The sequence below is a fragment of the Actinorectispora metalli genome (assembly GCF_056323685.1).
Map to the genome: position 1 here is coordinate 1,326,758 of NZ_JBREYE010000002.1, position 25,237 is coordinate 1,351,994.

26 protein-coding genes are annotated in these 25,237 nt (G+C 67.9%); 9 read left to right on the forward strand and 17 right to left on the reverse strand.

The window, feature by feature from the left end:
• Nucleotides 1-70 precede the first annotated feature (70 nt).
• On the forward strand, nt 71-1,252 hold the full coding sequence (locus tag ACU6XJ_RS26505) for a M6 family metalloprotease domain-containing protein (RefSeq protein ID WP_476317324.1): 1,182 nt from the start codon (nt 71-73) through the stop codon (nt 1,250-1,252).
• Nucleotides 1,249-2,430, forward strand: coding sequence for a M6 family metalloprotease domain-containing protein (locus ACU6XJ_RS26510; RefSeq protein WP_476317326.1), 1,182 nt, complete (start codon nt 1,249-1,251; stop codon nt 2,428-2,430). The genes ACU6XJ_RS26505 and ACU6XJ_RS26510 overlap by 4 nt, the downstream gene beginning before the upstream one ends.
• A gap of 186 nt (nt 2,431-2,616) precedes the next feature.
• On the opposite strand, the gene ACU6XJ_RS26515 is transcribed toward ACU6XJ_RS26510, so the two are convergent.
• Nucleotides 2,617-3,789 (reverse strand): PucR family transcriptional regulator, encoded by a 1,173-nt coding sequence (locus ACU6XJ_RS26515; protein ID WP_476317328.1) that lies wholly within the window; start codon nt 3,787-3,789, stop codon nt 2,617-2,619.
• A gap of 77 nt (nt 3,790-3,866) precedes the next feature.
• Here ACU6XJ_RS26515 and ACU6XJ_RS26520 point away from each other — a divergent pair, with 77 nt between their 5' ends.
• The gene (locus ACU6XJ_RS26520; protein ID WP_476317331.1) at nt 3,867-4,469 is read left to right on the forward strand and encodes a cupin domain-containing protein; all 603 of its coding nucleotides are present in this window, start codon (nt 3,867-3,869) and stop codon (nt 4,467-4,469) included.
• 47 nt (nt 4,470-4,516) lie between these two features.
• Here ACU6XJ_RS26520 and ACU6XJ_RS26525 read toward each other — a convergent pair whose 3' ends face one another.
• From ACU6XJ_RS26525 to ACU6XJ_RS26545, 5 genes are all read right to left on the reverse strand, one after another.
• Nucleotides 4,517-5,275, reverse strand: coding sequence for an ESX secretion-associated protein EspG (locus ACU6XJ_RS26525; RefSeq protein ID WP_476317334.1), 759 nt, complete (start codon nt 5,273-5,275; stop codon nt 4,517-4,519).
• Nucleotides 5,276-5,352: 77 nt separating this feature from the next.
• Nucleotides 5,353-6,810 (reverse strand): PPE domain-containing protein, encoded by a 1,458-nt coding sequence (locus ACU6XJ_RS26530; RefSeq protein ID WP_476317337.1) that lies wholly within the window; start codon nt 6,808-6,810, stop codon nt 5,353-5,355.
• Between the two features lie 65 nt (nt 6,811-6,875).
• Nucleotides 6,876-7,364: a DUF3558 family protein gene (locus ACU6XJ_RS26535; protein WP_476317339.1), complete on the reverse strand. Its 489-nt coding sequence runs from the start codon at nt 7,362-7,364 to the stop codon at nt 6,876-6,878.
• Nucleotides 7,365-7,399: 35 nt separating this feature from the next.
• On the reverse strand, nt 7,400-7,795 hold the full coding sequence (locus ACU6XJ_RS26540) for a hypothetical protein (protein WP_476317342.1): 396 nt from the start codon (nt 7,793-7,795) through the stop codon (nt 7,400-7,402).
• 90 nt (nt 7,796-7,885) lie between these two features.
• Complete coding sequence (locus tag ACU6XJ_RS26545) at nt 7,886-9,175, reverse strand: helix-turn-helix domain-containing protein (protein WP_476317344.1); 1,290 nt, start codon at nt 9,173-9,175, stop codon at nt 7,886-7,888.
• Nucleotides 9,176-9,499: 324 nt separating this feature from the next.
• Here ACU6XJ_RS26545 and ACU6XJ_RS26550 point away from each other — a divergent pair, with 324 nt between their 5' ends.
• Nucleotides 9,500-9,943: a hypothetical protein gene (locus ACU6XJ_RS26550; RefSeq protein WP_476317347.1), complete on the forward strand. Its 444-nt coding sequence runs from the start codon at nt 9,500-9,502 to the stop codon at nt 9,941-9,943.
• On the opposite strand, the gene ACU6XJ_RS26555 is transcribed toward ACU6XJ_RS26550, so the two are convergent.
• Nucleotides 9,938-11,242, reverse strand: a complete 1,305-nt coding sequence (locus tag ACU6XJ_RS26555) for a glycoside hydrolase 5 family protein (RefSeq protein ID WP_476317350.1) — start codon at nt 11,240-11,242, stop codon at nt 9,938-9,940. The genes ACU6XJ_RS26550 and ACU6XJ_RS26555 overlap by 6 nt on opposite strands.
• A gap of 155 nt (nt 11,243-11,397) precedes the next feature.
• Here ACU6XJ_RS26555 and ACU6XJ_RS26560 point away from each other — a divergent pair, with 155 nt between their 5' ends.
• A complete protein-coding gene (locus ACU6XJ_RS26560) occupies nt 11,398-12,285 on the forward strand; it encodes a helix-turn-helix domain-containing protein (protein ID WP_476317353.1) in 888 nt (295 codons plus the stop codon).
• Between the two features lie 224 nt (nt 12,286-12,509).
• Here ACU6XJ_RS26560 and ACU6XJ_RS26565 read toward each other — a convergent pair whose 3' ends face one another.
• The 4 genes from ACU6XJ_RS26565 to ACU6XJ_RS26580 form a co-directional block, all read right to left on the reverse strand.
• Nucleotides 12,510-13,109 (reverse strand): DUF4232 domain-containing protein, encoded by a 600-nt coding sequence (locus ACU6XJ_RS26565; protein ID WP_476317356.1) that lies wholly within the window; start codon nt 13,107-13,109, stop codon nt 12,510-12,512.
• 130 nt (nt 13,110-13,239) lie between these two features.
• Nucleotides 13,240-13,674 (reverse strand): hypothetical protein, encoded by a 435-nt coding sequence (locus ACU6XJ_RS26570; protein ID WP_476317359.1) that lies wholly within the window; start codon nt 13,672-13,674, stop codon nt 13,240-13,242.
• Between the two features lie 98 nt (nt 13,675-13,772).
• Nucleotides 13,773-14,264, reverse strand: coding sequence for a DnaJ family domain-containing protein (locus ACU6XJ_RS26575; protein ID WP_476317362.1), 492 nt, complete (start codon nt 14,262-14,264; stop codon nt 13,773-13,775).
• Between the two features lie 20 nt (nt 14,265-14,284).
• Nucleotides 14,285-15,952 carry an AMP-dependent synthetase/ligase gene (locus ACU6XJ_RS26580; protein ID WP_476317365.1) on the reverse strand — a complete coding sequence of 556 codons (1,668 nt, stop codon included), beginning with the start codon at nt 15,950-15,952 and terminating at the stop codon, nt 14,285-14,287.
• Nucleotides 15,953-16,075: 123 nt separating this feature from the next.
• Here ACU6XJ_RS26580 and ACU6XJ_RS26585 point away from each other — a divergent pair, with 123 nt between their 5' ends.
• Nucleotides 16,076-17,224 carry a TetR/AcrR family transcriptional regulator gene (locus tag ACU6XJ_RS26585; RefSeq protein WP_476317368.1) on the forward strand — a complete coding sequence of 383 codons (1,149 nt, stop codon included), beginning with the start codon at nt 16,076-16,078 and terminating at the stop codon, nt 17,222-17,224.
• Here ACU6XJ_RS26585 and ACU6XJ_RS26590 read toward each other — a convergent pair whose 3' ends face one another.
• Nucleotides 17,225-18,076, reverse strand: coding sequence for a siderophore-interacting protein (locus ACU6XJ_RS26590; RefSeq protein ID WP_476317371.1), 852 nt, complete (start codon nt 18,074-18,076; stop codon nt 17,225-17,227).
• Nucleotides 18,077-18,146: 70 nt separating this feature from the next.
• Entirely contained in the window at nt 18,147-19,130 is a 984-nt protein-coding gene (locus tag ACU6XJ_RS26595; protein ID WP_476317374.1) for an ABC transporter substrate-binding protein, read from the reverse strand.
• Nucleotides 19,131-19,162: 32 nt separating this feature from the next.
• Between ACU6XJ_RS26595 and ACU6XJ_RS26600 the strand changes: the two genes are divergently transcribed.
• Nucleotides 19,163-20,164: a FecCD family ABC transporter permease gene (locus ACU6XJ_RS26600; RefSeq protein ID WP_476317377.1), complete on the forward strand. Its 1,002-nt coding sequence runs from the start codon at nt 19,163-19,165 to the stop codon at nt 20,162-20,164.
• Nucleotides 20,161-21,141 carry a FecCD family ABC transporter permease gene (locus ACU6XJ_RS26605; protein WP_476317380.1) on the forward strand — a complete coding sequence of 327 codons (981 nt, stop codon included), beginning with the start codon at nt 20,161-20,163 and terminating at the stop codon, nt 21,139-21,141. Before ACU6XJ_RS26600 ends, ACU6XJ_RS26605 begins: the two co-directional genes overlap by 4 nt.
• 43 nt (nt 21,142-21,184) lie before the next feature.
• Here ACU6XJ_RS26605 and ACU6XJ_RS26610 read toward each other — a convergent pair whose 3' ends face one another.
• On the reverse strand, nt 21,185-21,328 hold the full coding sequence (locus tag ACU6XJ_RS26610; protein ID WP_476317383.1) for a hypothetical protein: 144 nt from the start codon (nt 21,326-21,328) through the stop codon (nt 21,185-21,187).
• Nucleotides 21,329-21,386: 58 nt separating this feature from the next.
• Here ACU6XJ_RS26610 and ACU6XJ_RS26615 point away from each other — a divergent pair, with 58 nt between their 5' ends.
• A complete protein-coding gene (locus tag ACU6XJ_RS26615) occupies nt 21,387-21,590 on the forward strand; it encodes an enolase C-terminal domain-like protein (protein ID WP_476317386.1) in 204 nt (67 codons plus the stop codon).
• Nucleotides 21,591-21,940: 350 nt separating this feature from the next.
• Here ACU6XJ_RS26615 and ACU6XJ_RS26620 read toward each other — a convergent pair whose 3' ends face one another.
• The 3 genes from ACU6XJ_RS26620 to ACU6XJ_RS26630 form a co-directional block, all read right to left on the reverse strand.
• Entirely contained in the window at nt 21,941-22,762 is an 822-nt protein-coding gene (locus tag ACU6XJ_RS26620) for an alpha/beta hydrolase family protein (RefSeq protein ID WP_476317389.1), read from the reverse strand.
• A gap of 161 nt (nt 22,763-22,923) precedes the next feature.
• Complete coding sequence (locus tag ACU6XJ_RS26625) at nt 22,924-23,913, reverse strand: 2-hydroxyacid dehydrogenase (RefSeq protein ID WP_476317392.1); 990 nt, start codon at nt 23,911-23,913, stop codon at nt 22,924-22,926.
• The gene (locus ACU6XJ_RS26630) at nt 23,906-25,060 is read right to left on the reverse strand and encodes a pyridoxal phosphate-dependent aminotransferase (protein ID WP_476317395.1); all 1,155 of its coding nucleotides are present in this window, start codon (nt 25,058-25,060) and stop codon (nt 23,906-23,908) included. The genes ACU6XJ_RS26625 and ACU6XJ_RS26630 overlap by 8 nt, the downstream gene beginning before the upstream one ends.
• Nucleotides 25,061-25,237 lie beyond the last annotated feature (177 nt).

Below are 25,237 nucleotides of genomic sequence, written 5' to 3' on the forward strand. Positions count from 1 at the left end.
GACACCCGCAGGATGACCGTTTTTCGCGCACCGTGTTTCGCTGAATTCCGTTTGAGAAAACGGAGGAGCCATGCGAAAAACAATTCTCGGCGCCCTGCTGCCCGCCGTACTCGCAGCCCTGCTTGCCACCCCCACCACCTCGGCCACCGCGGTGGAGTCCGCCCCCGACCCGATCACCGCCTGCGTCCTGCCCGCAGGCGGTTTCCTGTCGGAGGGCCCGACGAACTGGGCCAACTTCCCCCGCCCACAGGGCAAGGTCAAGGCGGCCATGCTGTTCGTCGACTTCCCCAACGCACCCGCCACTACGACCATCGACGCGGAACTCGGCCGGTTCTCCCCCGCCGCCGAGGACTGGTACGCGGCAAGCTCATTCGGCAAGTACGACCTCGACATCGTCCCGCTGCGCCGCTGGCTGCGCGTGTCCTCAGCACTGTCCGACTACGCGGCACAGGCACCGATGGGCGACAGCGACATCACTTCCGACCCCGGCCTGCTCAGCGTGTTCACCAACGCCATCCGCGCGGCCGACCCGCACTACGATTTCTCGCAGACCGACATTGTTTTCGTCGTACCATCCCGCAATTCCGGATACACGCGGTCATATGCGTCCTTCGAACGCATTTCCGCGGACGGCAACACCATTCTCACCGAGTCGGTACTGGCCTCGGACCGCTACAGCTGGGGCTACAAGCTGCTCAACCACGAGGGCGGCCACACCATCAGCCTGCCCGACCTCTACGGCGGACCCGGCGGCCACGGCTACATCGGCGGCTGGGACCTGATGGGCCTGATCAGCGGGCCGTCCCCCGACCACTTCGCCTGGCACAAGTGGAAGCTGGGCTGGCTCGACAACACCCAACTCAACTGCGTGGCCACCCGCAACACCACCAGCGAGCACACCATCACCCCGGTGGAAACGGCCACCGGCACCAAGGCCGTGGTCGTGCGGTACGGGCAATCCACCGCCTATGTCGCCGAGGTGCGGCAGAAGACCGGTCTGGACTCCGCCGCCTGCGACACCGGGGTGCTGGTCTACCGGGTGGACTCTCGCGCCGGTTCGGGCGCGATCCGCGTCATGGACGCCCACCCGAACACGAGTGCGTGCGGCAACGCGTTGAACGACGCCGCCTACGACCTGGGCACCGGTGAGGTGGCGACGTTCACCGACACCGCGAACCAGGTGCGCATCCAGGTCCTGAGCAAGTCCGGCAGCGACTACACCGTCCGGGCGACCCTGGGAACAACACGGTGAACCGCCTGTTCCTGGCCGCCGCGCTCGGGCTGGCCGTATTGATGCCCGTCCAACCCGCCGCGGCGCAGGCCGACCCCTCGGCCTGCGCGATCACCTCACCGCCAGAAGGCTGGCCCGGCGGCGGGATACCCGGCTACAACACGCGCCTGCACATGGGCCACAACAACGACTGGACGAACCAGCCGCGGCCGATCGGCGAGGTCAAGGCGATCATGCTGTTCGTCGACTTCCCCAACGCGGGTGCCGCGGGCAGCACCCAGGAGTACTACGACTTCCTGGTGCCGGGCTCCACGAAGTTCTTTCACACCGTCTCCTATGGACGGTTTCGCCTCACCGTGGACGCGCCGCGCAAGTGGTACCGGATGTCCCAACGCGACAGCGACTACGACCTCGGCTACATCGTGAAGCCCGAGGTCCAGTCCCGCTACATCGCCGAGGCGGTGCGCCTGGCCGATGCGGAGGTGGACTTCAGCCAGTACCAGCTGATCTACGTGGTGCCCACCCGGAATGCCCGCGCGATCCCGTTCTCGCCGGAGTGGAACGACTACGCGAGCACCGTCACCGCCGACGGCAAGCTGTTCAAGAACGGTGTGACGTTCGGGCAGGACGCATGGCGGTGGGGCTACAAGATCCTCAACCACGAGACCGGTCACGACATTGGCCTGCCGGAGAACTACAACGCCACCGGCAACGGCCCGCTGTACCGCTTCACCGGCGGCTGGGACGTGATGGGCAAGATCAGCGGCGCCGGACCGGACCTGTTCGCCTGGGAGAAGTGGAAACTGGGCTGGCTGGACGACACCCAGGTCGCCTGCGTGACCGGCACCCAGACCGTGGCATTGAGCCCGGTGGAAACACCGGGCGGGGTGAAGCTGGCCATCGTCCGAACCGGCCGGTACACCGCGTGGATCGCCGAAGCCCGGTCCCGTACGGGCGTCGACTCAAGCGCCTGCGACGCGGGGGTGCTGATCTACCGGTTGGACGCCTCGATCGCCAACGGCGCGGGGCCGATCCGAGTCCGGGACGCGCATCCCAACACAAGCTGCGCGGGCGACCCGCTCAACGACGCTCCCTTCAGCCAAGGCCCCGGCGAAGTGCCGGTGTTCTCCGACCCCGTCACCGGCACCCGCATCGAAGTCACGACCGCGCCCTACACGGTGCGAGTCAGCCGCGGGTGAAGACAGGTCGGGAGGTGGATTCGGTGCGCTGAACGGCAGGCGGCACTGTGGCCATAGCGAAGTGCGACCGACCGCTCGTCGCACCGGCCGACGACGCCGCAGTACGTCTGCCGCGGCGAGCGGTCGGTCGCACTTCGGTGATAGGGAAGCCGAGCGACCGCTCATCGCCCCGCCGAGATCGAGGAATCAGGAGGTCGGGTGGTAGCGGCCGTTGAGGCGGCCGAGTTTGAGCGCCAGGTGGAGGCAGAGGCGCTCGCCGCCGTCTTTCAGGTCGGTGGCGGCCAGTTCCTCCACACGGCGGAGGCGGTAGTAGAGGGAGGTCCGGTGCAGGTAGAGCTGCCGGGAAGTGGCGTCGGCGTTACCCGCCAGGTCGAGGTAGCGCTCCAGGGTTTCCAGGAGTGGGAGCGCGCTTTCGTCCGGGAAGAGGCGTTCGAGGCCTGGGTGGACGCTCAGGTCGGCGAGGTCCTCGGTGGGCAGTTGGGCCAGCGTGCGGTACACGCCAAGGCCCGCCCACGGCACGACTTGGGCGGCGCCGGGAAGGCGGGCGGCCACCCGGGCGGCCCGCAGGGCTTCCTGGTAGGAGCAGGCGGCGTCGGCAAGGCTCGGCCGCGGGGTGCCGATGCCGATCACCAGGTCGCCCGCGGTGTCGCGGAGGTGGGCGGCGGCTTCCCGCTCGGATGTTCTGCCCGCCGCGAGGAGCAGCAGCCCGTGGTCGTAGCGGACCAGCGGGAGCGCGGCGCGGGGGCCGAGCCAGCGGGCGGTGGCGGTCAGCGCCCGGTTCAGGGTCGGCGCGTCGTGGAGTTCGGGTGACTGCCGGGGCAGCGCCACCAGGGCGGTGACCTGCCTGGTGGCGTCGAAGGCGCCGTCCTCGATGAGCGTCCGCGCCGCGGCGGCCCTCGACGCGGGGTCTTCGAGCACCAGTCGACGGACCGCGTCCTGCTGACGCCGCCGCACGTCGCGGCCCTCCGCGTCCTCCTTATACAGCTCCTCGGCGAGTTCCGCGCCAAGGTCGGCTGCCACGTCGATCTCGGCGTCGGTCATATCGAAGTCGATGAACCACAGGTAGCCGAGCAGTTCGCCATGGTGCCGCAGCGGAACGCAGACCCGCCCGAGCAGGTTGAGCTCGGGGCACGGCGGGGTGCGCAGCGGGGAGGTCGCGGTCCGGATGCCGTGCCTGCGGAACCAGTCGATCACATCGGGCGTGGTGTGGCGGCTCAGGATCGACTGCCGCCGCACCTCGTCCATCGGTTCCAGCTGCTTGCTGTACACGATGACGCGCTGCTGCCGGTCCTCGACCAGCACAGGGCGGTGCAGCCGGGAGGCGAGGCTGTCCACGGAACCTTGCAGGATGGTGTCCATTCTTGCTCCCCAGGCGAAGGCAGGGTTCTTGCATGGGGTGACCGGTTGAATTTTGCCTATGCTTAAATTCCTGTCAAGTGGCGTTGAAGGTTGGCATGGGCGACAAGCAGGAGCGGGCGCTGCGCGTCGGCGCCGAGATCCGGCGGCTGCGCAAACAGCGGCGGATCACCCTCAAGGAGATGGCCGCCGCCACCGGGCTGTCGATCGGTTTCCTGTCACTCGCCGAGCGCGGCCATTCCGCCATGTCGGTCAACGCGTTGTGCCGGGTGTGCGAGGTGCTGGCAGTCCCCATCAGCAAGGTCTTCGCCGGACCTGCCACCGTGGACGAGCGCTTCCGCCAACCGCACATCACGCGCGCCGACGGCCCCGGCCGCGCGGTGCTGGAGGCGAACCACCGCTACTACAAGGTGCTCTCGCAGCCCCGCCCCGATCGCAGGCTGGAACCCACCCTGATCACCCTCACCCCGTCGACCACGATCCCGGTGCCCTACTCGCACGAGGGCGAGGAGTTCATGTTCGTGGTGTCCGGCGAGATCGTGTTGATGGCGGACGGCCGCGACTACCCGCTGCGCACCCACGACGCCGCGCACCTGCAATCCGGCGTGCCGCACGAAATCCGCAACGACACCACGGAACCGGCGGTGCTGCTGATGGTGCACTCCGAGATCTTGGTTCCGTAGCCGCCGCGATCGCCGACCGCGAACGGCTGGACATCGAGGACGTGGACCTACCGCCGCTGAGGCAGCGAATCAGCAAGCCGGTTGAGGTGGCCGACCAGATCGTTGGCGCCCGCGGGCGCATAGGTGATGTCGTCGCACCCGTCGGAGGCCCGGCGGCTGGTGATCGAGAAACGGCCGAGGTCGTTGTCGAACCAGGCCAGTTCGGGTGACTGCGCACGTCGGCCCAGCGGATCGCGGCTCGCGATCCCGAACTGCCCCATGCGAAGCCGTGGCCGCGCGAGCAGTTCGCCCGCGTACTGGAGGTCGGCTTCGGTGCGGGTCTTGGGGCGGTCCAGGTAGGAGCCCTCGTGTTCCGAGCGCCGCTGCGACACGGTGACAGCTCGGGCGCGAGCCGGTGGAGCGGCGGGCAGCAGGCCGACCATGGCGGGGAACAGCTCACCGCGCGGGATCTGCTCCAGCCGAAGCCCTTCCCGCGACCAACTCCCGAGCACCGCGAATCCGCCGGTAGCCGCGGCGCGGGCGGTGAGCAGCTGCTCGGCGCTCGCATCGAGCGCCGCCATCGCGGTGACCGCGATCTCCGAACGCGCCAACAGACCGAGCGCCTCCTCAAGTTCCGGTTCGGGACGCCCATTGTAAAACAGCTTCCGCGACGTCAGTTCCGCGAATACCGCATTGCGTATATTTGAGCGCTCATCATAAGTTCTACCGAGGTGCGGGAATTCGAAGGGAAAGGGATAGCTGCCCAACCTGCAGTGTTCCCACAGGATGTCGACGGCAGCGGGCGACAACGTGATCGAGAGGTTCACGGACTCCTCCGAAAGAAAGGGCGCGGCCCCGAATCCTTTGCGGAGGGGTCGGGGCCGCGCTATTCAGTTATGAGTTCTCAACCGCCGATGACCGGCGGAATGGTCTGCGGGAGATCGCCGACGATTTCATTTCCGTGGTCCTCGTTGACCAGGTAGCTGGGCGTGCGGTGTTCCTTGTCGTCGTCGCCGCGACCGCCGCCCGCACCCATACCGCCCATGCCACCGGCACCTGCCGCGCCCGCACCGCCACGACCACCGGCCGCGCCGCGCTGACCGCCCGGCCCGTCGGGGTCCAGCATGCCCGCGCCGCCCGCAGGACCGAACGCCCTGTTCGCGCCCGCACCGCCAGCGCCGAGTCCGCCGGAACCGCCCAGCCCACCGGCACCGCCGGGGCCGAAGCCGCCACGCATGCCGCCAAGCCCCGGACCACCTCCGCCACCGGGCCGACCGCCACCGGGACCGGTACCGGCGCCGGGCGGAGTGCCCGTGGGCGGCCGCAGCGGGAGACCGCCTTGCGGTGGCGGACGCTGGCCCACCGGGGGCGGGATGAGGCCGGGCGGATTTGGTCCCAGCCCAGGCGGATTGGGACCGACACCGGGCGGCAGGCTCGGAGGCTGCGGTGACGGGATGACCGGTGCGACCGATTGGGACGGCGCCCACTGGGAGTTCGTGCCACCGGGCGAAGTACCGCCGGGTGAGGACCCACCTGCGGGTCCGAGCCCGCCGAAGTCACGCCCGCCCGAGCCACCGGTACCGCCTGGGCCGCCGCTGTAGCCGCTGTCGAAGCCGCCGCTCCGCCCGGTGCCGTCCATGGCGGGCGGCGGCGCGAACGAGGGCGACTTGGCGGTCGCATCGTTGAGGCCACTCTCGTAGGTGGTCATCACCCGAGCGGCCTCTTCGTGCTTGGCCTGCTTCTCCTCGAACTTCTGCTGCACTTCCTTCACAGCGCCGAAGAGCTGCACCGGATTGCGCGCCTGCATCAGATCGAGCATCGCGTCTTTGGTGCTGTAGTTGACCGGCTCGGGCATCGCGCTCTTGGCAGCACCCGCCGCATCGGCCTGCTCCGCCATCCGGTTGCCCGAGTATTGAGCGGCCTGCCCCGTCTGCCCCATCCAGGTGCCGAGCGAGGACATGTAGGTCCGAGCGGCCTCGCCTGCTTGACCCTTCCACCCCGACTCGCTCTTCGTCGAAGCCTGCTGCACAAGCTGATCGAACTCGACCATCTTGTTGCCCAACTTCGTCCAGGCCCGCCCCATATCGTGGACCTGCCCGGACTCGATCGGGTCCACCATGCCTTTGAGGGCGGTGTGGTCGTATCCCATGTAATGGGTGCCCGGGGAACCGGGAACATTGCGGTACTGGAGGCCATCACCAAGCTGCTGTGCTTGCGTCTGCGAATACTGATGCGCGGCACGCGATCCATCGACCATGCCCAGGATCGGAGCCATGAAGCCACCCTCGGCCTTGGCCGCGTCGATGGCCTGCTGCATGATCCTTCGCTCGGCATCCTCGCTGTATTCGACCGGCTGCGGCACCGGCTCCCCTGACGCCCCCACGCCGGGTCTGTTCCCAGGACTAGTCATGACGACCCCCGATATCCCTAAGGAAGCTTCTTCTCAACGACTTCCACTGCCTGCTGGGCAAGCTGACAGGCACGCGCGGTGTCGGACCCACTCACGACCACAGCGGTACGGACGCTGGACGAAGTGCCGACATCAAGAATGAACTGGCACAGCCCGGTTCCTGTGCTGTCTTCGATCTTCACACCCTTGTGACTGCCGACCGTCGCATCGGACTTCCGGCCATCCTCAAGGTTCAAATCTTTGATCGCTTCATCGTCGCGGATCCCTACACTCACCAAGTGGCTACCAGACACCTGCCACTTACATTCGCGGATGCTCTGCATGTCACTCGGCGCTGCAGTCGGTAGGCCCAGCTGCTCTTCTTCTGCAGGAGATATCAGCTTGCACGGATCCAGCGTCTTCGTGGAGGAAGCCGGACTGCTGGACGGCGTGGTGGTCGCCGTAGCAACAGGATCAGCACCACCGTCGGAACACCCTGCAAGCAGCACAGATGCAAGCAGAGTCACCAAGACCAAAGGTAGTTTCACGCTTTCCTCACGTTTCATTTGCCAGCACGAGCGATTCCTGCCGCACCATCACCATCAGAACCCCGATAGTTCGCCATGGCCGTGTTGATTGCGGACTTCACCTGCGGTAACAGCGAACGCAGCTCTGTCAGCGCCTGCTCAAACGACCTGTCGCCAGCGGCCACATCGTTGTTGATGGCACGCGAGCGATCCGCCGCCGGGCTGGTGCCCAGCCGAGCCTTCTGCTTGATCATGTCCATCTGGTTTTGCATCTCGAGCAACCCATCTTCAAGCGCGGTGAAAGCCTTGGCGAGCTGGGTTCCGACCTCTTGGTTGACTGTGAACTGGCCTGAATTGGCAGCAGTGATGAGACCTTGGGTTTCGGCTGACTTGGCTCTCATGGCTGCGGCGTCCATCGGCACCGAGGTCATCGGATCTCGTTCCCTCCCTTAACGATTCCGGTCTCGTACGCTAGCAGCGACGCCGTAGCGGCATGGCCGATTACGGCATTCGATCAAAGATCACCCGGTCAGCGCAGCGACCCGCTGACGGAATTCCGAAACGCCTGCGACTTTCTCGTGCTTGGCCGCTGCCTGACTCGTCTGACGCAGGCGGACGCGGACTCGTTCCGAGGACAGCGAAGAAGCCATCTCAATCACCCGATTGCCCACCGCGAGGCCCTCAGCGGGGTCGCCATAGGGGAAGTGGGCAGTTGCCAGGTATCCCAGGCTATGAGCCCGACCGCGCACCCGTCCCGGTGGCGTCGCCGCGATTGCAGAGGTCATCTCGGTTATCGACCTAGATGCATAGGATTGATCGTGCTTTGCGAGAGCACCATGACATAGCGATAGATATGAGTTGACCCAAAACTCGTTGCCCCGGTGTCGAGACCGTTCCGTCGAATTCTGCGGATCGAAAGCTTCCGTGTGGTCGATACCTCGACCGATCGAGTGCAAGGCATCGCGAGTACGACCGAGTTCCCCCAAACCGCGTGCCTCGTAGAACGCGAGATCCGCCATCGCTCCGTGCGAAGGCATACGGCTCAACTCGAACAGTCTGCCGAAGCCCGCGATCCGAACGGTCTCGTCTGGTCTGCCCAGTTGAAACGCCTGCGAGCAGAGGCGATGCAAGACCTCAACCGTGAGTTCCGGAGCGTCGGGGTGATCCGATTCCCGAGCCAAGTCGAGTGCCAGCGCCGACAATCGCCGCACTTCGGCATGTTCGCCGGAGTCGTAGGCAGTCTGTGCGGCCAGTCCGGCCACATCTGCGGAAGCGAACATCAGCCTTTTCCGGACGGGCTCCGCACCGCTGGAGCGGCGAAGCGCCAGCACGGAATCGAGGTGTGCCGCCACAACGCCACGCATCGAGCCGCCTCCCGACGCACGCTCCCACAGATGAAGCTGCTGAGTGACGTCCATGATCCGGTCAACGTCGCTCATCCCAATCCGCGCCGGAGGTGTGTTCGAAGGCCGAAACACCGCTTCATGGATGTCGACGAACTCCCGAAAGTGTGGTGGGAGGCCTGCCGTGAGGGAGCCCATCACGGCTGTGAGGAACACTCGGCGATCCATCCAGTCCACCTCCGCGACGGCACGCCCAGCACGCGTGCCGCTACTCACAGTACCGGGATGCGCAAACCCCAAGATGGCTGGCGTGATGCGTAGTTCGCGGGCTACTCGGGCGATGACCTTGACGCTCAACAGGTTCTGTTTGCCGCACTCGACGGCGCTGATCTTGGCTTGGGTCAGTTCCAGGTAGAAGCCCAGTTCCTGTTGGCTCATGCCGGACAGTGCCCGGACCGCCTTGAACACCGGGCCGAAGTCGTACCTGGCCAGTGCCTCCAGCAGGGCCGGGGCCTCGTAGAAGGCGGGCGGGGGCGGGAAGCCGATTCGGCGGGCTGCCGTGCGAGAACACGGAGAGCAGATCGCCGCGTTCCCCTGTCGCAGGATTGCGCCGCAGCGGGCGCAACGCTCAGTCACGAGCCATCACCATACGCAACCGCTCGGACTGGACTGTCGGATCTGTCGATTCGCTCACCGAAAGTGCTAACGGCGGCGATATACCGAGTCGGGATATCCCGATCAGGGCTTTCGGCGCATATCAGCAGGCTGGCCTGGGGTTCCGAACCCTGGGGCATGGACAACTACGATCCGGAACCGATGCGTGGGTTCGCGCAGGAATATGTCGACACCTTGGGCTGGCCCGTGACGTACAACGGGTGGCTGGTGAGCATGCCCGTCGGGGAAATCGCTCAGCTCATCGTGGCGCCCGAGAAACCGTCGCGGATCGCGGCGACCTTTCTGCGGCGCTTTTTCGACGGCCGAACAGGGCCGGTGATCGAGACCTACCAGTACTGGGCGTTCTTCATCACCCCGACGGAACCGTTCTCCGCCAACCTGACCAATGCCATGACCTGGCATGAGATCTACCACGTGGACCGAGGGCGCATCGACCTTCCGCCCAGCCATGTGCTGACCGGGCCGCTGGCCTGGGCGGTTCCGCCGGTGCCCGAGGACGTCTTCCTGCCGCCGCATTTCGCGGTGCTGGCCGCCTTGTTCAGGGCCACCTACCGCTCATGACTCGTCCAGGCGCACCAGGCGCTCGATGCGGCGGGCGGCCAGGTACTTGGGGTCGGTGCTGCGGCTTTCCTTGACCACGGCCGGACGGATGCCGCGGTCGATGAGCCTCGCGAAGGCCTTCAGGACCGGGATGCCAGGGGTCATGGAATCGGGGAGGACCAGCGCCACCGGGCGGGGCAGGATCTCCGGTGGGTGGTGGTCGAATTCCTTGGCCAGGCGCGCGACCACGTCGCCGATGGGCTTTCGGGTGCGGTCGTTCGTGTAGAGGCCGAGGTCGTATTCGAGTGGGTTGAAGCCGGTCAGGCGGGGGTTGAGATCGTGGGAGCACCACCAGGAGATGCCGTAGAACTCGCCGCAGCTTGCCATGTTGCGGATGGAGCGCTCGGTCCACTCCGGGATCAGGGCGGCGTCCATCCACTTGGTGGAGACGCCCGTTTCCTCGATCCATACCTGGCGGCGCAGGTCGGTGTGGAAGGCTTTGATCACCTCGATGAAGTACTCCGAGTAGTGCAGCGACGGGGTGGAGAGCGGGCCGAAGTCCTGGATCACGCGGGTCCAGCCCGCCCAGGTGTGGCAGGCGGTGGCGGTGCCGCTGGTGGCCAGGCCGTCGCGGCTGAAGTAGTCGTTGTTGAGCCACGGGTAGTGGTCGATGCCGGAGACGTGCAGCTTGCCGGGGGCGACCCGCTCGCAGGTCGCGAACAGGGTGTTGTGCCAGGCGTCGCCCTCGGCGGGGGTCACCTTCATGCCCAGCGGGATGCCCGCCCAGTGCACCTCGTTGGACAGGTCGAAGCCGAGGAAGCGGCGGTGCCCGGCGATGCGTTCGCCCATCGCCTCCAGCAGGGCGTGTTGGGCACGGAGGGCGTCGGGGTCGGTGAAGAAGTTGCGGACCTTGCCGTTGCCGTTGTCGATCAGCCAGGGCGGGACGAACAGGAAGCCGCTGACCGCGCCGTTGAACACCGTGACCGAGACGTCCAGGGCGAAGCCGTCGGCGAGGTCGAGCATCTCCTCCAGGCGGTCCGGCATCTCGGTGCGCACATAGGAGGCGTTGGGCTGGAATTCCGGCCACAGGCACATGATGCGGATGTGGTCCATGCCGAGGCGGGCGATGTCGGCCAGGTCGGCGGTGATCGAGCGGGCGTCCCAGTCGGCCCAGCTGTACCACCAGTTGCGGCTCGGGACGTAGTTCACGCCCAGCCGCACCCGGCGCTTCGGGCGGGCCGCCGCGGGCACGGCCATGGCGGCGGGTAAGGCGGGCGCGAGCATGGCCCCGCGCAGCACTGTTCGCCGACTCGGGTTCATCGCGCCTCCTGCGTGACAACGTTGTCATCAACTGGCTCCATGGAACGGCACGGCGTGGTGGGCGGGCAAGAGACCGTAAGGCGCAGGCGGGATTGACCCGATAGGTCTACGCCGGGTGAAGGCTTTGCCCCTGGGACAACCGATAGCGTGCAGGCATGGATCGAACGGACCGCCGCCAAGAGGTGGGCTTGGCACTGCGCAAACACCGGGAGCGATCCGATCTCAGCCGGGAGGAGTTGGGCACCAGGCTCGGCTGGCCGCAGCCCGAACTGGTGGGCCAGCTGGAGGAGGGCCGGGCCATCGGCAGCGAGGTGCGGCTCATCCAGTACCTGGCGATCTGCCGCGCCTCCGCCAAGGAGATGCGGCGCATCATCCACCTGGGGCAGCAGGACAATCCGCCGGAGCCCGGTCAGAGCGTCGATGAGCCGCTGCGCAAGCTGATCGATCTGCAGACCACCGCCAACACCATCTCCGAACTCGGCCTGATGATCATGCCGAACCTGTTGCAGACCGAGGACTACGCGCGTGAACTGCTGGTCAACGCATGGGTGGAGGTGCCGGGGCCCGAGCACAAGGTGCAGGCGCGGATGCAGCGGCAGACGCTGCTGAACCAGTCCCTCGGCCCCATCTGCACCTTCTTCGTGCACGAGATCGCGCTGCACACGCGGGCGGGCAGCAACGAGTTGATGCGCGACCAGCTGCGGCACCTGCTGGACTGGGCCGACCACCCACAGTGTGTGATCAGGGTGGTGCCGCGCACCGCGGGCTTCGTCGCCGGGATGACCAGGGCGTTCGAGATGATCAGAGGGGACCGCGGGGAGGTGGTCTTCCTGGACATCATGGCCGCGCCGACCTATCTGAACGACGCCGAAACGATCCGCGTCTACAACTACGCGAGCGAGGCGCTCACCGAGGCGTCGCTGGAGCGTGAAGTCGCCGAGGACCTGATCAACACCCTGATCGAGGAGTACGACACGCCGGGCATGATGGTGGACAAGATGACCTGGTACGGCGAGCCGCCGCGCCGCCGCCGCGCGCCTTAACGCGTCAACGCGAATCCCCGCTTGTCGAGCCACGTTCCGTAGCGGCACCACGCCGTGTCACAGCAAGCAATAGTCGTGGCGCACCGTGGATCGTGGCCGCGCGAAGCCACTGTCCCGCACCCAAGCCCACCATGTTCTCGCTCGACGCCTACCGGCCGCTGACGCTCGACGCACACCTCATGTGCCGCCCCGTCCGGTCCGCGTAGGGGCCGACCGGCGAAACATCAGCCGGTGCCCTTCCTCATGGTGGTGACGGTGAGCTGGTTGCTCGGAAGCTGGTCGCCGCTGCAACCGGTGGTCTCGAACTCGACGAACTTCGACTCAGTCTCCTGCGGCGGGTAGATCCGCACGCCGCGCACCGGTGTCGGCTTGCAGGTCGCCGCGTCGAAGTTGCCGGTGTTGACGAAACCGACGACCGCGTGGGCGGACTGGCCCTTGTTCAGCAGGATCGCCTCGCCCTTGGTGCCCTCGCGGAACGCGGCGGGTCCGACCTGCTGGCCGTCGGCACCGGTCACATAGGACACTCCGGGGAAGCCTTGGATCTCGCACTGCCGGTCAGCGGTGTTGGTGAAGATCAGCGGTCGGTAGTAGGTGCCCGCCGCGCCGTCTCCTGTGCCGAGGGAAAGTTGCAGATTCGCGGACCGGCACAGCTTGTCGTCCGGCGGTTTCACCGGCTGCGGCACCGAGACCCCCGTGGGGCTCGAGGTCGCGGGCGGCGGCGTGTCGACGGTGGATGAGCCGGTGGCGACGGGAGGTTGCGCCTCTCCCCCGCAGCCCGCCAAGGCGGCGAGCGCCACCGTGAGAACGACCCTGGACAACGACATTTTCTGCCTCCCCGCCTGGGCTGGACGTGTATCCCTTCCCAATGCGGGTTACCCGCTGCCCCCGCAAAACATATCGACGCTATTGCGGGGGCGGCGGTTTTCTCACTCGATCAGCCGGAATCGACGTTGATCATTCGCCTACGGTGGCCCGTTCGGTGCCGTGGTGCGTGCCGAGCTTGTCGGTGACGGTGAAGGTCGCCTTGATCGGGGTGCCGGGCTTCGTCCCTTGCGGCAGCGAGGCATTGCAGACCCAGTGGCCGAACCAGTTCTGCCACTTGTCCCGCTCCCCGGTGCCCAAACCGACGCACTGGTGGATCTTCCGGTCGCCGACCTGAAGTCGCGCGGAACCATCCGTCATCTCGGCAGCCGAAGCCCATTCCGGCAGCGGCCCGCCGATGCGCAGCGTCACTCCACCCCAACTCGTGCCACACAGCGTCACGCTGTTCGCGCCGAACGCCCGAGGTTCCGAGCAGCCGGATTCCGTGGCCACCGCGGGGGTGACGGCGGATGCCGAGACACCCGCGATCACCGAGGCGGTGAATAGAGCCGCGACGAGTCTTCTCACTGTTATGTCCTGTTCTCTGCGAGGGTCGCTTCACAGAGAATCCTTTCGGGCACGCGCACATATTTCGCACACCTCGAAAACGTCGAACGTCTGTCAAATCAGTCCGGGTTGCGGTAGACGCGGGCGATGCGGTGCCACCAGCGGGTTCTGGCCGAAACCCGCTGCGGGGCCGCGATTTTCGGGGTCGGGCGGCGGGATTCCCGCCATTCGGCTAGCACCTCGTCGGTGTCGACGGGGGCGACGGTGATGGCGGGGCCGACCGGGGCCAGGTTCCAGTCGGCGATCTCCTTGTTCAGCTTGTCGATGACGGCGCGCACCGCCTTCTCCGAGGTGAGCGGGCGCAGGGTGGCGGCAAGCTCCTCGATCTCGCGGCGCAGGCGCAGCGGGGTGGGCAGCATCGAGGTGGTGGACAGCTTCTCGCGGCGGACGTAGTTCTTGAGCCACCAGTGCTCTTCATCCGGTCCGTCCAGGCCGGGCAGCGGCTTGCCCTTTCCGGGCAGGTCGTCGAAATCGCCCCGTTCCTGGGCCAGCCGAATCTGCTTGTCCACCCAGCTTTCGAAGCTCACCCCGGGTGGTTTGCGCTCCGTCATGACTCCATTGTGCCGAAATCTCACCCGTAAAGGGCGTCGATGCGGTCCTCGTACTTCGCCGCGACCACATTGCGGCGGATCTTCATGGTCGGGGTGAGTTCGCCGCCCTCCTGGGAGAAGTCGGCGTCGAGCAGGGCGAACGCCCGGATGCGCTCGGGTGGGGCGTACTTGGCGTTGGCCTCGGCGAGAACCTCCTCGATGAGCCGGTGCACCCGGGGATGCTCGGCCAGCGCCGACAGGTCGGTGGGCAGGCCCTCGGCGGTGGCCCAGGGCACGATCTCCTCGGCGTCCAGGGTGATCAACGCGACCGGGTGCGGGCGCCGGTCCCCCACCATCACCGCGTGCGAGATCCACCGGGAGCGGCGCAGGTCGTTCTCCAGGTTGGCGGGCGTGAGGTTCTTGCCGCCGGAGCAGATGATGATGTCCTTCTTGCGGCCGGTGATGTGCAGATAGCCGTCCTCGTCCACCCGGCCGAGGTCGCCGGTGGCCAGCCAGCCGTCCACAAGGGACTCTCCGGTGGCCTGCTCGTTGGCGTAGTAGCCGAGGAACACGGCGGGGCCTCGGGTGAGGATCTCGCCGTCCTCGGCGATGCGCACCTCCATCGACGGCACCGGGCGGCCCACCGAGCCGAGCCGGGTGGCCGCCGGGGTGTTCAGCGAGGTCAGCCCGGTGTTCTCGGTCATGCCGTACCCCTCGTACACGGGCACGCCGCAGCGGTGGAAGAACTCCAGCACCTCCATGGCGATCGGCGCGGCCCCGCACAGCACGTACCGCAGCCGTCCGCCGGTGGCGGCGCGCACCAGTTCGGGCAGGCGCGCCTCCATCTCGGTGCCGAACAGGCCCGAGACGCGGGTGTAGACCTTCTCCAGCAGCCGCGGCACCGTGACCAGCACCGTGGGCTTGACCTCCGCCAACTCGGTGGCGACCGCGCGGATGTCGCCGCCGAAGTAGGCGACGGTGGCGCCCTGGCTCAGCATGACCGCGGTGGACATCCGCGCCAGCAGGTGCGCGAGCGGGAGGTAGAGGTAGAACACGTCGCCTTCGCCGTCCTCGAACTCGGCGCGGATCGCCTCCAACAGGGCATTCCAGTTGGCGAAGCTGATCATGCAGCCCTTGGGGTTTCCGGTCGTTCCGGAGGTATAGGACAGCGTGGACAGCTGGGCGGGGTCGATGGCCTCGCTGCGCCGCAGCACCTCCGCGACCTCGTCGGGTCCGCCTCGCTTGCGCAGCGCGGCCAGGGTCAACTCCGCCGAGTCATCGATGGACACCACGTGGGCCAGCGCGGGCAGCCTGTCGCGTATCTCGGCGACGCGGGCCAGGTGCTCGGCGGTCTCGCAGATGACCACGGTGGACCCGGAGTCGCCGAGCACCCATTCGCATTCGCCCGCGGAGTTGGTCGGATAGACGGGCACCACGACCGCGCCGATGGCGAAGACCGCGTACTCGCAGAGCGTCCACTCGGGGCGGGTCTCGGAGATGATCGCGACCCGGTCCCCTGGTTGGACGCCGAGGGTGACCAGGCCCGCCGCCACCTCGGTCACGATCTCGGCGAAGTCCGCGTAGGAGATGTCCTGCCAGCCGTCGTCGCCCTTGTACCGCAGCGCGGGGGCCGCGGTGAAGGTCCGACCGGCCCAGGAGGCCAGCCCGCCGAGGGTGGCCGGACCGGTTTCGACGTGCTGGATGCCCATGCGGATACTCCATTTGTAAGTCGTCGATAGTCCGCACCGGCCGCTTCGTTGCGACGTGCAGAGTGCGAGGCGAGCATAAGTAAGCGCTCGTTAGCCTGACAAGGCTCGCATTAGGATGGGCTGGTGACAACGGTGCAGGCCCGCCCCCGCGACCGCAAGGCGCAGATCATCGCGGCCGCCGCGGAGGCCTTTCACCGCTCCGGTTTCCACGCCGTCACCATGGAGGAGATCGCCGGTTCGGTCGGGATCACCGTCGGCGCCCTCTACCGGCACTTCCGCGGCAAACAGGACTTGCTGGAACGCGCGGTGCTGGACGGCGGCCTGGACATGTTCGCCGCCAGCCAACAGCCGGACCTGGACTCGATGCTGCGGGGGCTGGCCACCGCGATCCTGGACCGCCGCGACATCAGCGGGCTGTGGCAGCGTGAGGCCCGTCACCTGCCCGCCGAGCGGCGTGACCAGCTGCGCATGCTGTTCGCTCGGATGGGCGCCGAGATCGGCCGCACCCTGCGTCAGGCCCGCCCCGAGCTCTCCGCCGCGGACGCCGACCTGTTGGTGTGGGCGGTGCTGCCGGTGTTCGGCAGTCCCGCCTTCCACGACCTCGACCTGCCCCGACCTGGCTTCGACCACCTCATGCACGGCTTGGGCACGGCGCTCTGCCGCGTCTCGCCCTCGGCCGCCGCGCCCGCTCCGGCCGCGCGGCCCGCGGGTCTGCCGAGGGCGTCTCGGCGGGAGGCGCTGCTCGCGGCGGCCGCCCGGCTGTTCCACCGGCGCGGCTATGTCGCCGTCGGCGTCGATGACCTTGGCGCGGCGGTCGGCATCGCGGGCCCCAGCGTCTACCACCACTTCGGCGCCAAGTCGGAATTGTTGGCGGAGGTGCTCACCCGGACCGTGGCGGGTCTTCAGCTGACCGCGTCTCGGGCCTTGTCCGCCGCCGACACCTCGCGCGACGGCCTGCGCCTGCTGGTCGCGGGTTATGCGGAGTTCACGCTCGCGCACCGCGACCTGATCGGCACCCTGATCAGCGAGGTGCCGCACCTCCCCCAACAGCAGCGCGACGCCGTCGCCCAGTCCCATCGCGACTTCACCGAGGAATGGGTCCGCCTGCTCACCGCCGAACGCCCCGACCTCACCGGCAACGAACCGCTCGTCATCGTCAACGCCGTCCTCACGATGATCAACGACGTGGCACGCACCCGGCACCTCCAGTCCCGCCCCGCCTTGGCGGAAGAGCTCACCGAACTGGGCCTCGCGGTCCTGTTCGCAGCGTGATCAGTACTGCTGGGCGAGGATCTCCTGGGCGTCTGCCAAATCGGCCTCGGTGGGGTCGTCGTCCTGGCTCATGGTGAGGCGCCAGTAGCCGGTGAAGTCGATCGAGCGCTTGTCGACCCCGCGGTCGGTGACCAGGTGGCGGCGCAGGGCACGGACCGTGCCCGCCTCGCCGCCGAGCCAGGCGAACACCATGCCGGGCGGGAACTCGGCGGTGCGTAGCGCGTCCAGGAGCAGGCTGCTGCGGCCGGGGGCGATCGGGCCGCGGTGCAGCCAGTGGACCGTGACCTCACCGTCGGTGGTGAAGCGCAGTTCCTCTGCGCCGTCCGTCACCTCGAGGTAGGCGGTCGCGCGGGTGCCGTGCGGGAGGGACTCGATCACGGTGGCGATGGCCGGGATGGCGGATTCGTCGCCCGCGAGCAGAACCCAGTCGGCGTTGCGGACCGAGGTGGACAGCGGGGTGCGGCGGGAAAATTCGGCGGACGGGCCGAAGATGCCGATGCGGTCACCTGGCTTGGCCTGCTGTGCCCAGCGGGTGGCCGGCCCGGCGGCACCGTGCAGGGCGAAGTCCACGTCGGCCTCCGCGGCCTCGGTCCGGCGGGCGCGGATGGTGTAGCTGCGCATCCACGGGCGCAGATCCTCGGGCATGGCGGTGTAGGCCCGGTACCAACTCCAGGCGTCACCCTCGGCGTCCGGCAACACCGGCTCGGTCTGGCCTGGTTTGGGGAAGAACAGCTTCACCTGCTGGTCCGGTTCGTCCGAGGTGAGGCTGCCGAGGTGGCCGCCCGCGAAGGTGATGCGAGCGGTGTGCGGGGTGATTCGTCGAACTCCGGTCACCGTGATCAGCGATAGCACTGAACCCCCATTCGTCGTGGTCGGCTGACACGTCTAGCAAAAAATTCCGCGGATTTGTCAATAGGGGATTTCAGACGGCATAACCCCGGAACGCGGTGGTCAGGTCGGTCAGGAGCTTGGCGAAAAGCTGGTAGCTGTACGGGGTTTCGCTGTTGTACGGAATGAGCCGACCCGCTTGGACCGCGGGCAGGCGGGACCAGGTTGGGCTGGTGGTGAGGTCCTGTGGGAGCAGGGCGCCGTAGCGGTTGTCGTACATGATGATGTCCGCCGGGTACTTGTCGACGTTTTCCCAGCTCAGCTGCTCGTAGTAGCCGGTGGCATCGGAGTTGTCCGGGGTGACCAGCGGCAGGCCCATGGCGGCCATGTGCTTGATGGTGGGCAGCATCGCCGGGTTGGTCACGTACAACGCGTCCTTGGCGGCGGCGACCACCAGCACCTTCTTGCCCCGCAGCGCCGTGGCCGCGGCGGCGAACTCGGTGTTGGCCTTCTCGTAGGCGGCTTTGGCGGCCACCACCGCGGGGGCGTTGAGGTCGGCGCCGAGCGCCTCGGCGAGCTTGGCGAACTTCGCGATGCCGTCGGGCATGGCGACACCCTTGAGCATCAGGCCTGCGCTGGGGGCGGCCTTGTCGATCTGGCCTGCCTGCTCCTTGGGGACGTACCAGAGTTCGTCCGCCACGTACATGACGCTGACCAGCAGATCGGGCTGGAGCGCGACGAAGCGGTCGTAGTTGAACTCGCCCCACACGTTGCCCAGGGAGGTGACGGTGCCGATGTCCACCGAGCCGACCTGCGGGTCGGGTTTGCCGTCGGGGAGCTTGGACGGGCCGACCACGGCGACGGGTTTGATGCCGAAGTCCCAGAGCGCTGCCGCGGCCGTGACCTGGGCGACGATCTTCGTGGGGCGGGCGCCGGAGAGCTTGCGGCCGCGGTCGTCGGTGAACTCCCAGCCGGTGCCGCCAGAGGCGCCGTCCTCCCGGTAGCCGCAGGCGGTGGCCGCGCCGAGCACGGCGGCGCCGAGCAGCAGGGAACGACGCGAAAGACGAACGTGATTCATGCCATTAGGTTAGCCTGCCTTAACCTGTGCGCATGGTGATGATCGCCTCCCCGCCACGAAGATCGGCGCTGTTCGGAGCGCTGCTGGTGCTGGCCGCGACGGTGCTGCTGTCGATCGCGGTCGGCTCGAACCGGCTTTCCCTTGACGCCGTCCTGCACGGGCTGTTCGCCTATGACGGCAGCTACGACGACGCCGTGATCAGGGACGATCGGCTGCCGCGCACCTTGCTGGGGCTGGCCGTGGGGATGGCGCTGGGACTGGCCGGGGCGCTCATGCAGTCCGTCACCCGCAACCCCATCGCCGACCCCGGGCTGCTCGGGATCAACCACGGTGCCGCGGTGCTGATCGTGGCGGCCTCGGCCCTGTTCGGCATAACCGCACCCGATCAACTGGTGTGGTTCGCCTTCGCGGGCGCGCTGGGCGGGACTTTCCTGGTGTACGCCGTGGGCGGGGTGCGGGACGCGGTCAGCCCGATCCGTCTCGCGCTGGCGGGGGTGGCGATCCAGGCGCTGTTCGTCGGGCTGAACCAGGGCATGCAGGTGATCAACACCCACAACCTGGACCAGATGCGGTTCTGGCTGGTCGGCTCGCTGGCCAACCGCTCACCCGAGCAGCTCACCGGGTTGCTGCCGTTCTTCGTCGTCGGCGTCGTGGTGGCCGTGGTGCTGGGGCGCGGGCTCAACGCGGTGGCGCTGGGCGAGGACGCGGCGCGGGGGCTGGGCGCCAATCCCGCGGTGACGCGGCTGGGCAGTGTGCTGGCGGTGGGGCTGCTGAGCGCGGTGGCCACCGCCGCCTGCGGGCCGATCGCGTTCATCGGACTGATGATCCCGCACCTGGCGCGCCTGCTGGTGGGTCAGGACGAGCGGTGGGTGCTGGGCATGTCGCTGCTGCTCGGGCCGGTGCTGCTGCTGGTGTGCGATGTGGCGGGCCGGGTCGCCGGATCGCCGGGCGAGATCGGGGTGGGGATCATGGCCGACGTCGTGGGCGGGCTGGCGTTCGTGCTGGTCGTCCGCAGGCTGGCGGTGTCGCGATGAGCAGGTCACTGTGGACGATCCTGGGCCTGCTGCTGGCGGCCTGCCTCGGTGTGGTGCTCTCCGTGGGCACCGGCGAGTTTCGGCTCAGCCCCGCGGAGGTGCTGGCCACGCTGTCCGGCGAGGGCACCAAGGCGCAGTACCTGGTGGTGATGGGGCGGCTGCCGCGGGCGCTGGTGGGTCTGCTGGTGGGGGCGGCGCTCGGGCTGGCGGGGGCGGTGTTCCAGTCGCTGACCCGCAACCCGCTGGGCAGCCCCGACATCATCGGTTTCACCACCGGATCGGCCACCGGCGGGGTCGCGGCGATTCTGCTGCTCGGCGCCTCCCCCGCGTTGATCGCGGCGGGTGCGCTGACCAGCGGGCTGCTGACCGCGTTGATCGTGACGGCACTGTGCGCCCCGCACGGGTTGCGCGGCGGGCGGATCGTGTTGTTCGGCATCGCCATCGGCTCGGTGCTGGCGGGGGTGAACGCGTTCCTGCTCAGCAAGGCGCGCACCGAGAGCGCCGCGCAGGCCACCACCTGGCTGGTGGGCAACCTGGCGGGCCGTGACTGGACGTACCTGGTGACGATTGGTGCCGCGATGGCAGTGCTGGTGCCGATGGTGCTGGCGGGGTCGCGACCGATGCGGATGCTGGAGATGGGCGATGACCTCGCGATGGGCCTGGGCGTCGGCGTGCACCGCCTGCGGCCCGCGTTGTTCGGGCTGGCCACCGGCCTGACCGCGGTGGCCGTCGCGGCGGCGGGACCGATCCCGTTCGTGGCACTGGCCGCTCCACGGCTGGCCCGCGGCCTCACCAAAGCGCCCGGCCCCAACCTCATCGCCTCGATGTGCCTCGGCGGGGTGCTGGTCGTCTCCGCCGACTACACGGGTCAGCGCATCCTCGCCGCGTCCCTGCTGCCGGTGGGCGTGGTCGCGGCGGCGCTCGGCGGGCTGTACCTGGTCGGCATGCTGCTGCGGCAAAGGCTGGCCAGGCCTTGAACTTTCGGTGCCACCTCTGAGCAGGCGGCGCGGCCTCGGCTGATCAGACCAGCAGCGCCGAGTTCTCCCGGACCAGGCAGGGGGACTTGGGGTCGAAGGACCAGTCCGGGATCAGGTATCGCATCGCGACCGAGTCGTCGCGACCGGACAGCCCGTGCTCCAGGTACAGCTCGTGGGCTTCGGCCACGCGTGACTCGTCCAGTTCGACCGAGACCCACCACCTCGGCCTGGCGCCGCATTTCGCGATGGAGATCCACCTCCACTTCGCCGCCGCCTATCCGAGCGAGCCGTGGGTGGAGCACTTCGAATGGCTGGAGCCGCTGTTCACCGAGCGGCTGGAGATCCGCGACGGACGCATGCTGGTGCCGAACCGCCCCGGTCTGAGCATCACGCTCACCGACCAGGCGCGCGCGAGGACCGTCGACTCCTGCGAATTCACCGATTCGTGAACGGCCGCACGGGTTTCGACCGCCGGTAACACCTGCCAGAGGTAGGAAACCCGCCGGAAAAGGTGACTGCCCAACGGAATTCGGCCATGTCAGCCTGTTCGCGCCACACCGCACCACAGGCGATTGGACCCATCATGGGCTTCTTCCCCGTCACAGTGGGGGAAATTCCCCCCGCACTCCTCCCCCGTACAAGCGCAGCCACCCAACGATTCCCGACCGAGGAACAGGCCCCGACGATTCCGCGTCGGGCCGACGATTTCCCGGACAACACCGACGACTACTTCGACAACTGAGCGATCCCGGCAAGGCAATGCCGTCCCGTTGCGGCACGGGACGGCATTCCCCTGTGCTCAGCGCCCGTCCGGTCCGGGCACCTCGAGCGCCTTGGCGTTGCGGGCAACCTCGCTCCAGGCCTTGTCGGCACACAGGCCGCAAGCCTTGCCGAAGAAGACTCCCCTGGCGCGTTCGTCACCGGCCAGGTGGAACCGGAACCACGCGGTGCTCGGGCCGCGGTAGCCACCCGCATCGCCCAACGGCACGAAGTGGCCCGCGCCCGCCAGTTCGCCGTAGATCGCGACCACGTGGGAGGCGCCTTCGTAGAAGGCCTTCACGCCCGCGGGGGTGACGATCGCGTCGTTCTCACCGGAGACGATGAAGCTGGGACCGCGCAGGATCTTCGGGCTGGGCTTGGGACCGGGCTGGATCGGCACGGTGGTGTCCACCCGCGGGTCCGCACCCGCGTTGATGGTGCCCTGACCGCCCTGCGAATGTCCCGAGGCGCCGATGCGGTCGAGGTCGACCTTGCCCTGGAAGGGGCCTGCCTCCTGGTTCAACTTGGCGAGCAGGTCGATGCCCGCCCGCATCTGGACCCCGCTGCCCGCCTGGGTGGTCTTGGCCGCGGCGACGATCAGGCCGTGACTCGCCCAGTGCCGCAGCAGTGCGTTGTACATCGACGGCGTGGCGAAGGTGCCGTTGCCCCAGATGACCACGGGATGCTTCGTGAGCGTGGCGGGGTGGTAGACGACGTGGTCGGGGAAGTCCTGTACCGCCACCTGGTGCGGGCCGGGTGCAGCCCAGTCGACGGCGGCGGGGGCGGCGGTTCCGACGGGCGCGACGGTCAGCCCCAGCAGCAGGATCGCCGCGGCCAGAGGTAATCGCCAGGTCCGGGTCATATTCGCTCTCCTCGGATAGCGTCATCCCCCAGGCCACCCCACCCTGACAGACGCGAATAATCCTCGGAACTGCCTGGCGCATATACGACGGAACCCACACAAAGGGCCGTGAGTGATTTGTTGGATAACTACGAACAAATCACTCACGGCCCCATCGCACGTTACTTGTCGAGCACCTCGGGGTTGAGCGGGGTGCGGGGGCGCTCGCCCGCGATGGCGGCGAAGAGATTGTCCACCGCGAGCAGGCCCATGGCGATGCGGGTGCCGACGGTGGCGCTGCCGAGGTGCGGTAGCAGGGTGACGGAGTCCAGGTCGAGCAGGGCCTCCTCGACCTGCGGCTCCCGCTCGTAGACGTCCAGGCCCGCGGCGAAGATCTCGCCCGCGCGCAGCGCCTCGGCCAGCGCGGCCTCGTCGACGATCGGGCCGCGGGCGGTGTTGACCAGGACCGCGGTGCGCTTCATCTTGCGGAAGGTCTCGGCGCCGAACAGGTGGCGGGTCTCCGGGGTGAGCGGGGCGTGCACCGAGACCACATCGGCCTGGGCGAGCAACTCGTCCAGCGTGAGGTACTCGGCGCCAAGGCGCTGCTCGACCTCGGCGGGCAGGCGGAAGGCGTCGGAGTAGACGATCCGCATGCCGAAGCCCGCGGCCCGGCGGGCGGCGGCCTGGCCGATGCGGCCGCAGCCCACGATGCCGAAGGTCTTGCCGAACAGGTCGTGGCCCAGCATCATCTGCGGGTCCCAGATCCACGGGGTGCGGGCGCGCAGGAAGCGGTCGCCCTCGGCGACCTTGCGGATGCTCGCCAGCACCAGCGCCCACGCCAGGTCGGCGGTGGCCTCGGTCAGCACGTCGGGCGTGTTGGTGACGAGGATGCCGCGGCGGGTGCACTCGGGCACGTCGATGTTGTCGAAGCCGACCGCGTGGTTGGCGACGACCTTCAGCCGAGGGCCCGCGGCGTCCAGCAGTTCGGCGTCGACCTTCTCGGTCAGCAGTGTGAGCAGGCCGTCCTTGTCCTTGGCGCGGCGCAGCAACTCCTCGCGGGGCATGGCCTCCGGCGAACGCTCCCAGAGGTCCAGTTCGCAGCGCCCCTCCAGCGCCCGCATGGCCTCGGGCACCAGTTCGCGGGTGAGCAGCACATGGGGCAGATCAGCCATGGGAAACCTCGCTCACCAGCGTCTCGAATGCCGACAGCGCGGCCCGGATGTTCTCGGTGGAGTTGGCGTAGGAGAACCGCAGGTAGCCCTCCCCGTGGTCGCCGAACGCGGTGCCCGGCAGCGCGGCCACCCCGGCCTGCTCCAGCAGCAGGTCGGACAGCTTCTGCGCGGGCATGCCCAGTTCGGTGATGTTGGCGAAAGAGTAGAACGCACCGCCCGGCCGCAGCGCGGACACGCCGGGAATGGCGTTGAGGCCGTCGGTGATCACCTCGCTGCGCTCGGCGAAGGCGGTCCGCATCCGGTCCACCTCGTCCCACGGGCCCTCCAGCGCCGCGATAGCGGCGTGCTGGCTGAACGCCGAGGTGCAGGACACGGAGTTGATCACCAGTCTGCTGATCGGCTCGACCAGTGCGGGCGGGAACACGCCGTAGCCCAGCCGCCAGCCGGTCATGGCGAAGGTCTTGGACCAGCCGTCCAGCAGGATCGTGCGCTCCGCCATGCCGGGCACGTCCAGCACGCTCTCGTGCACGCCGTCGTACTGCAGCGCCCAGTACACCTCGTCGGAGAGCACCGTGAGGTTGCGCTCGATGGCCAGTTCGGCGATCGCCCGCACCTGCTCCTTGGTCAGCGAGGAGCCACAGGGGTTGTGCGGGGAGTTCAGGATCAGCAGCTTCGTCCGGTCGGTGACCAGTGAGGCAAGCTCGTCGGGGTCGATGTTGAAGCCGTTGGACTCCCGCAGCGGGATGGGCACCGCGGTGGCGCCCGCGAACCGCGCGATGGAGGCGTACATCGGGAAGCCGGGGTCGGGGTAGAGCACCTCGTCGCCTTCCTCGCACAGCGCGAGGATGGTGAAGAACATGATCGGCTTGGCGCCGGGGGTCACGATCACCTGGCCGGGCTCGGCGGTCATCCGGCCGGTCCGGTCCAAAAACCCGGCGATCGACTCGCGCAATTCCGGAATGCCGGGGGCGGGCACGTAGTGGGTGTGGCCCTTGCTCACCGCTTCCTGGGCGGCGGCCACGATATGGGCTGGGGTGTCGAAGTCCGGCTCGCCGATCTCCAGGTGGATGATCTGCCTCCCGGTCTTCTCCAAGGCCTTCGCCTTGGCCAATACCTCGAAGGCGGATTCGGTTCCGAGACGTTGCATTCGACTGGCAAGCTGCACTGCGCTCCCTTTCAGCTCCATTGCCGAAGACCTGCGAAAACAGCATTGCAAGCCGCAGCCCAGGTCACCAGGGCTATGGCCAGATCAAAGTTTCGTCAATTTGACAGAATTGACCAACCCACTGAACGGGTGGCCTCTTTAACTTTAACTCTCAAACTA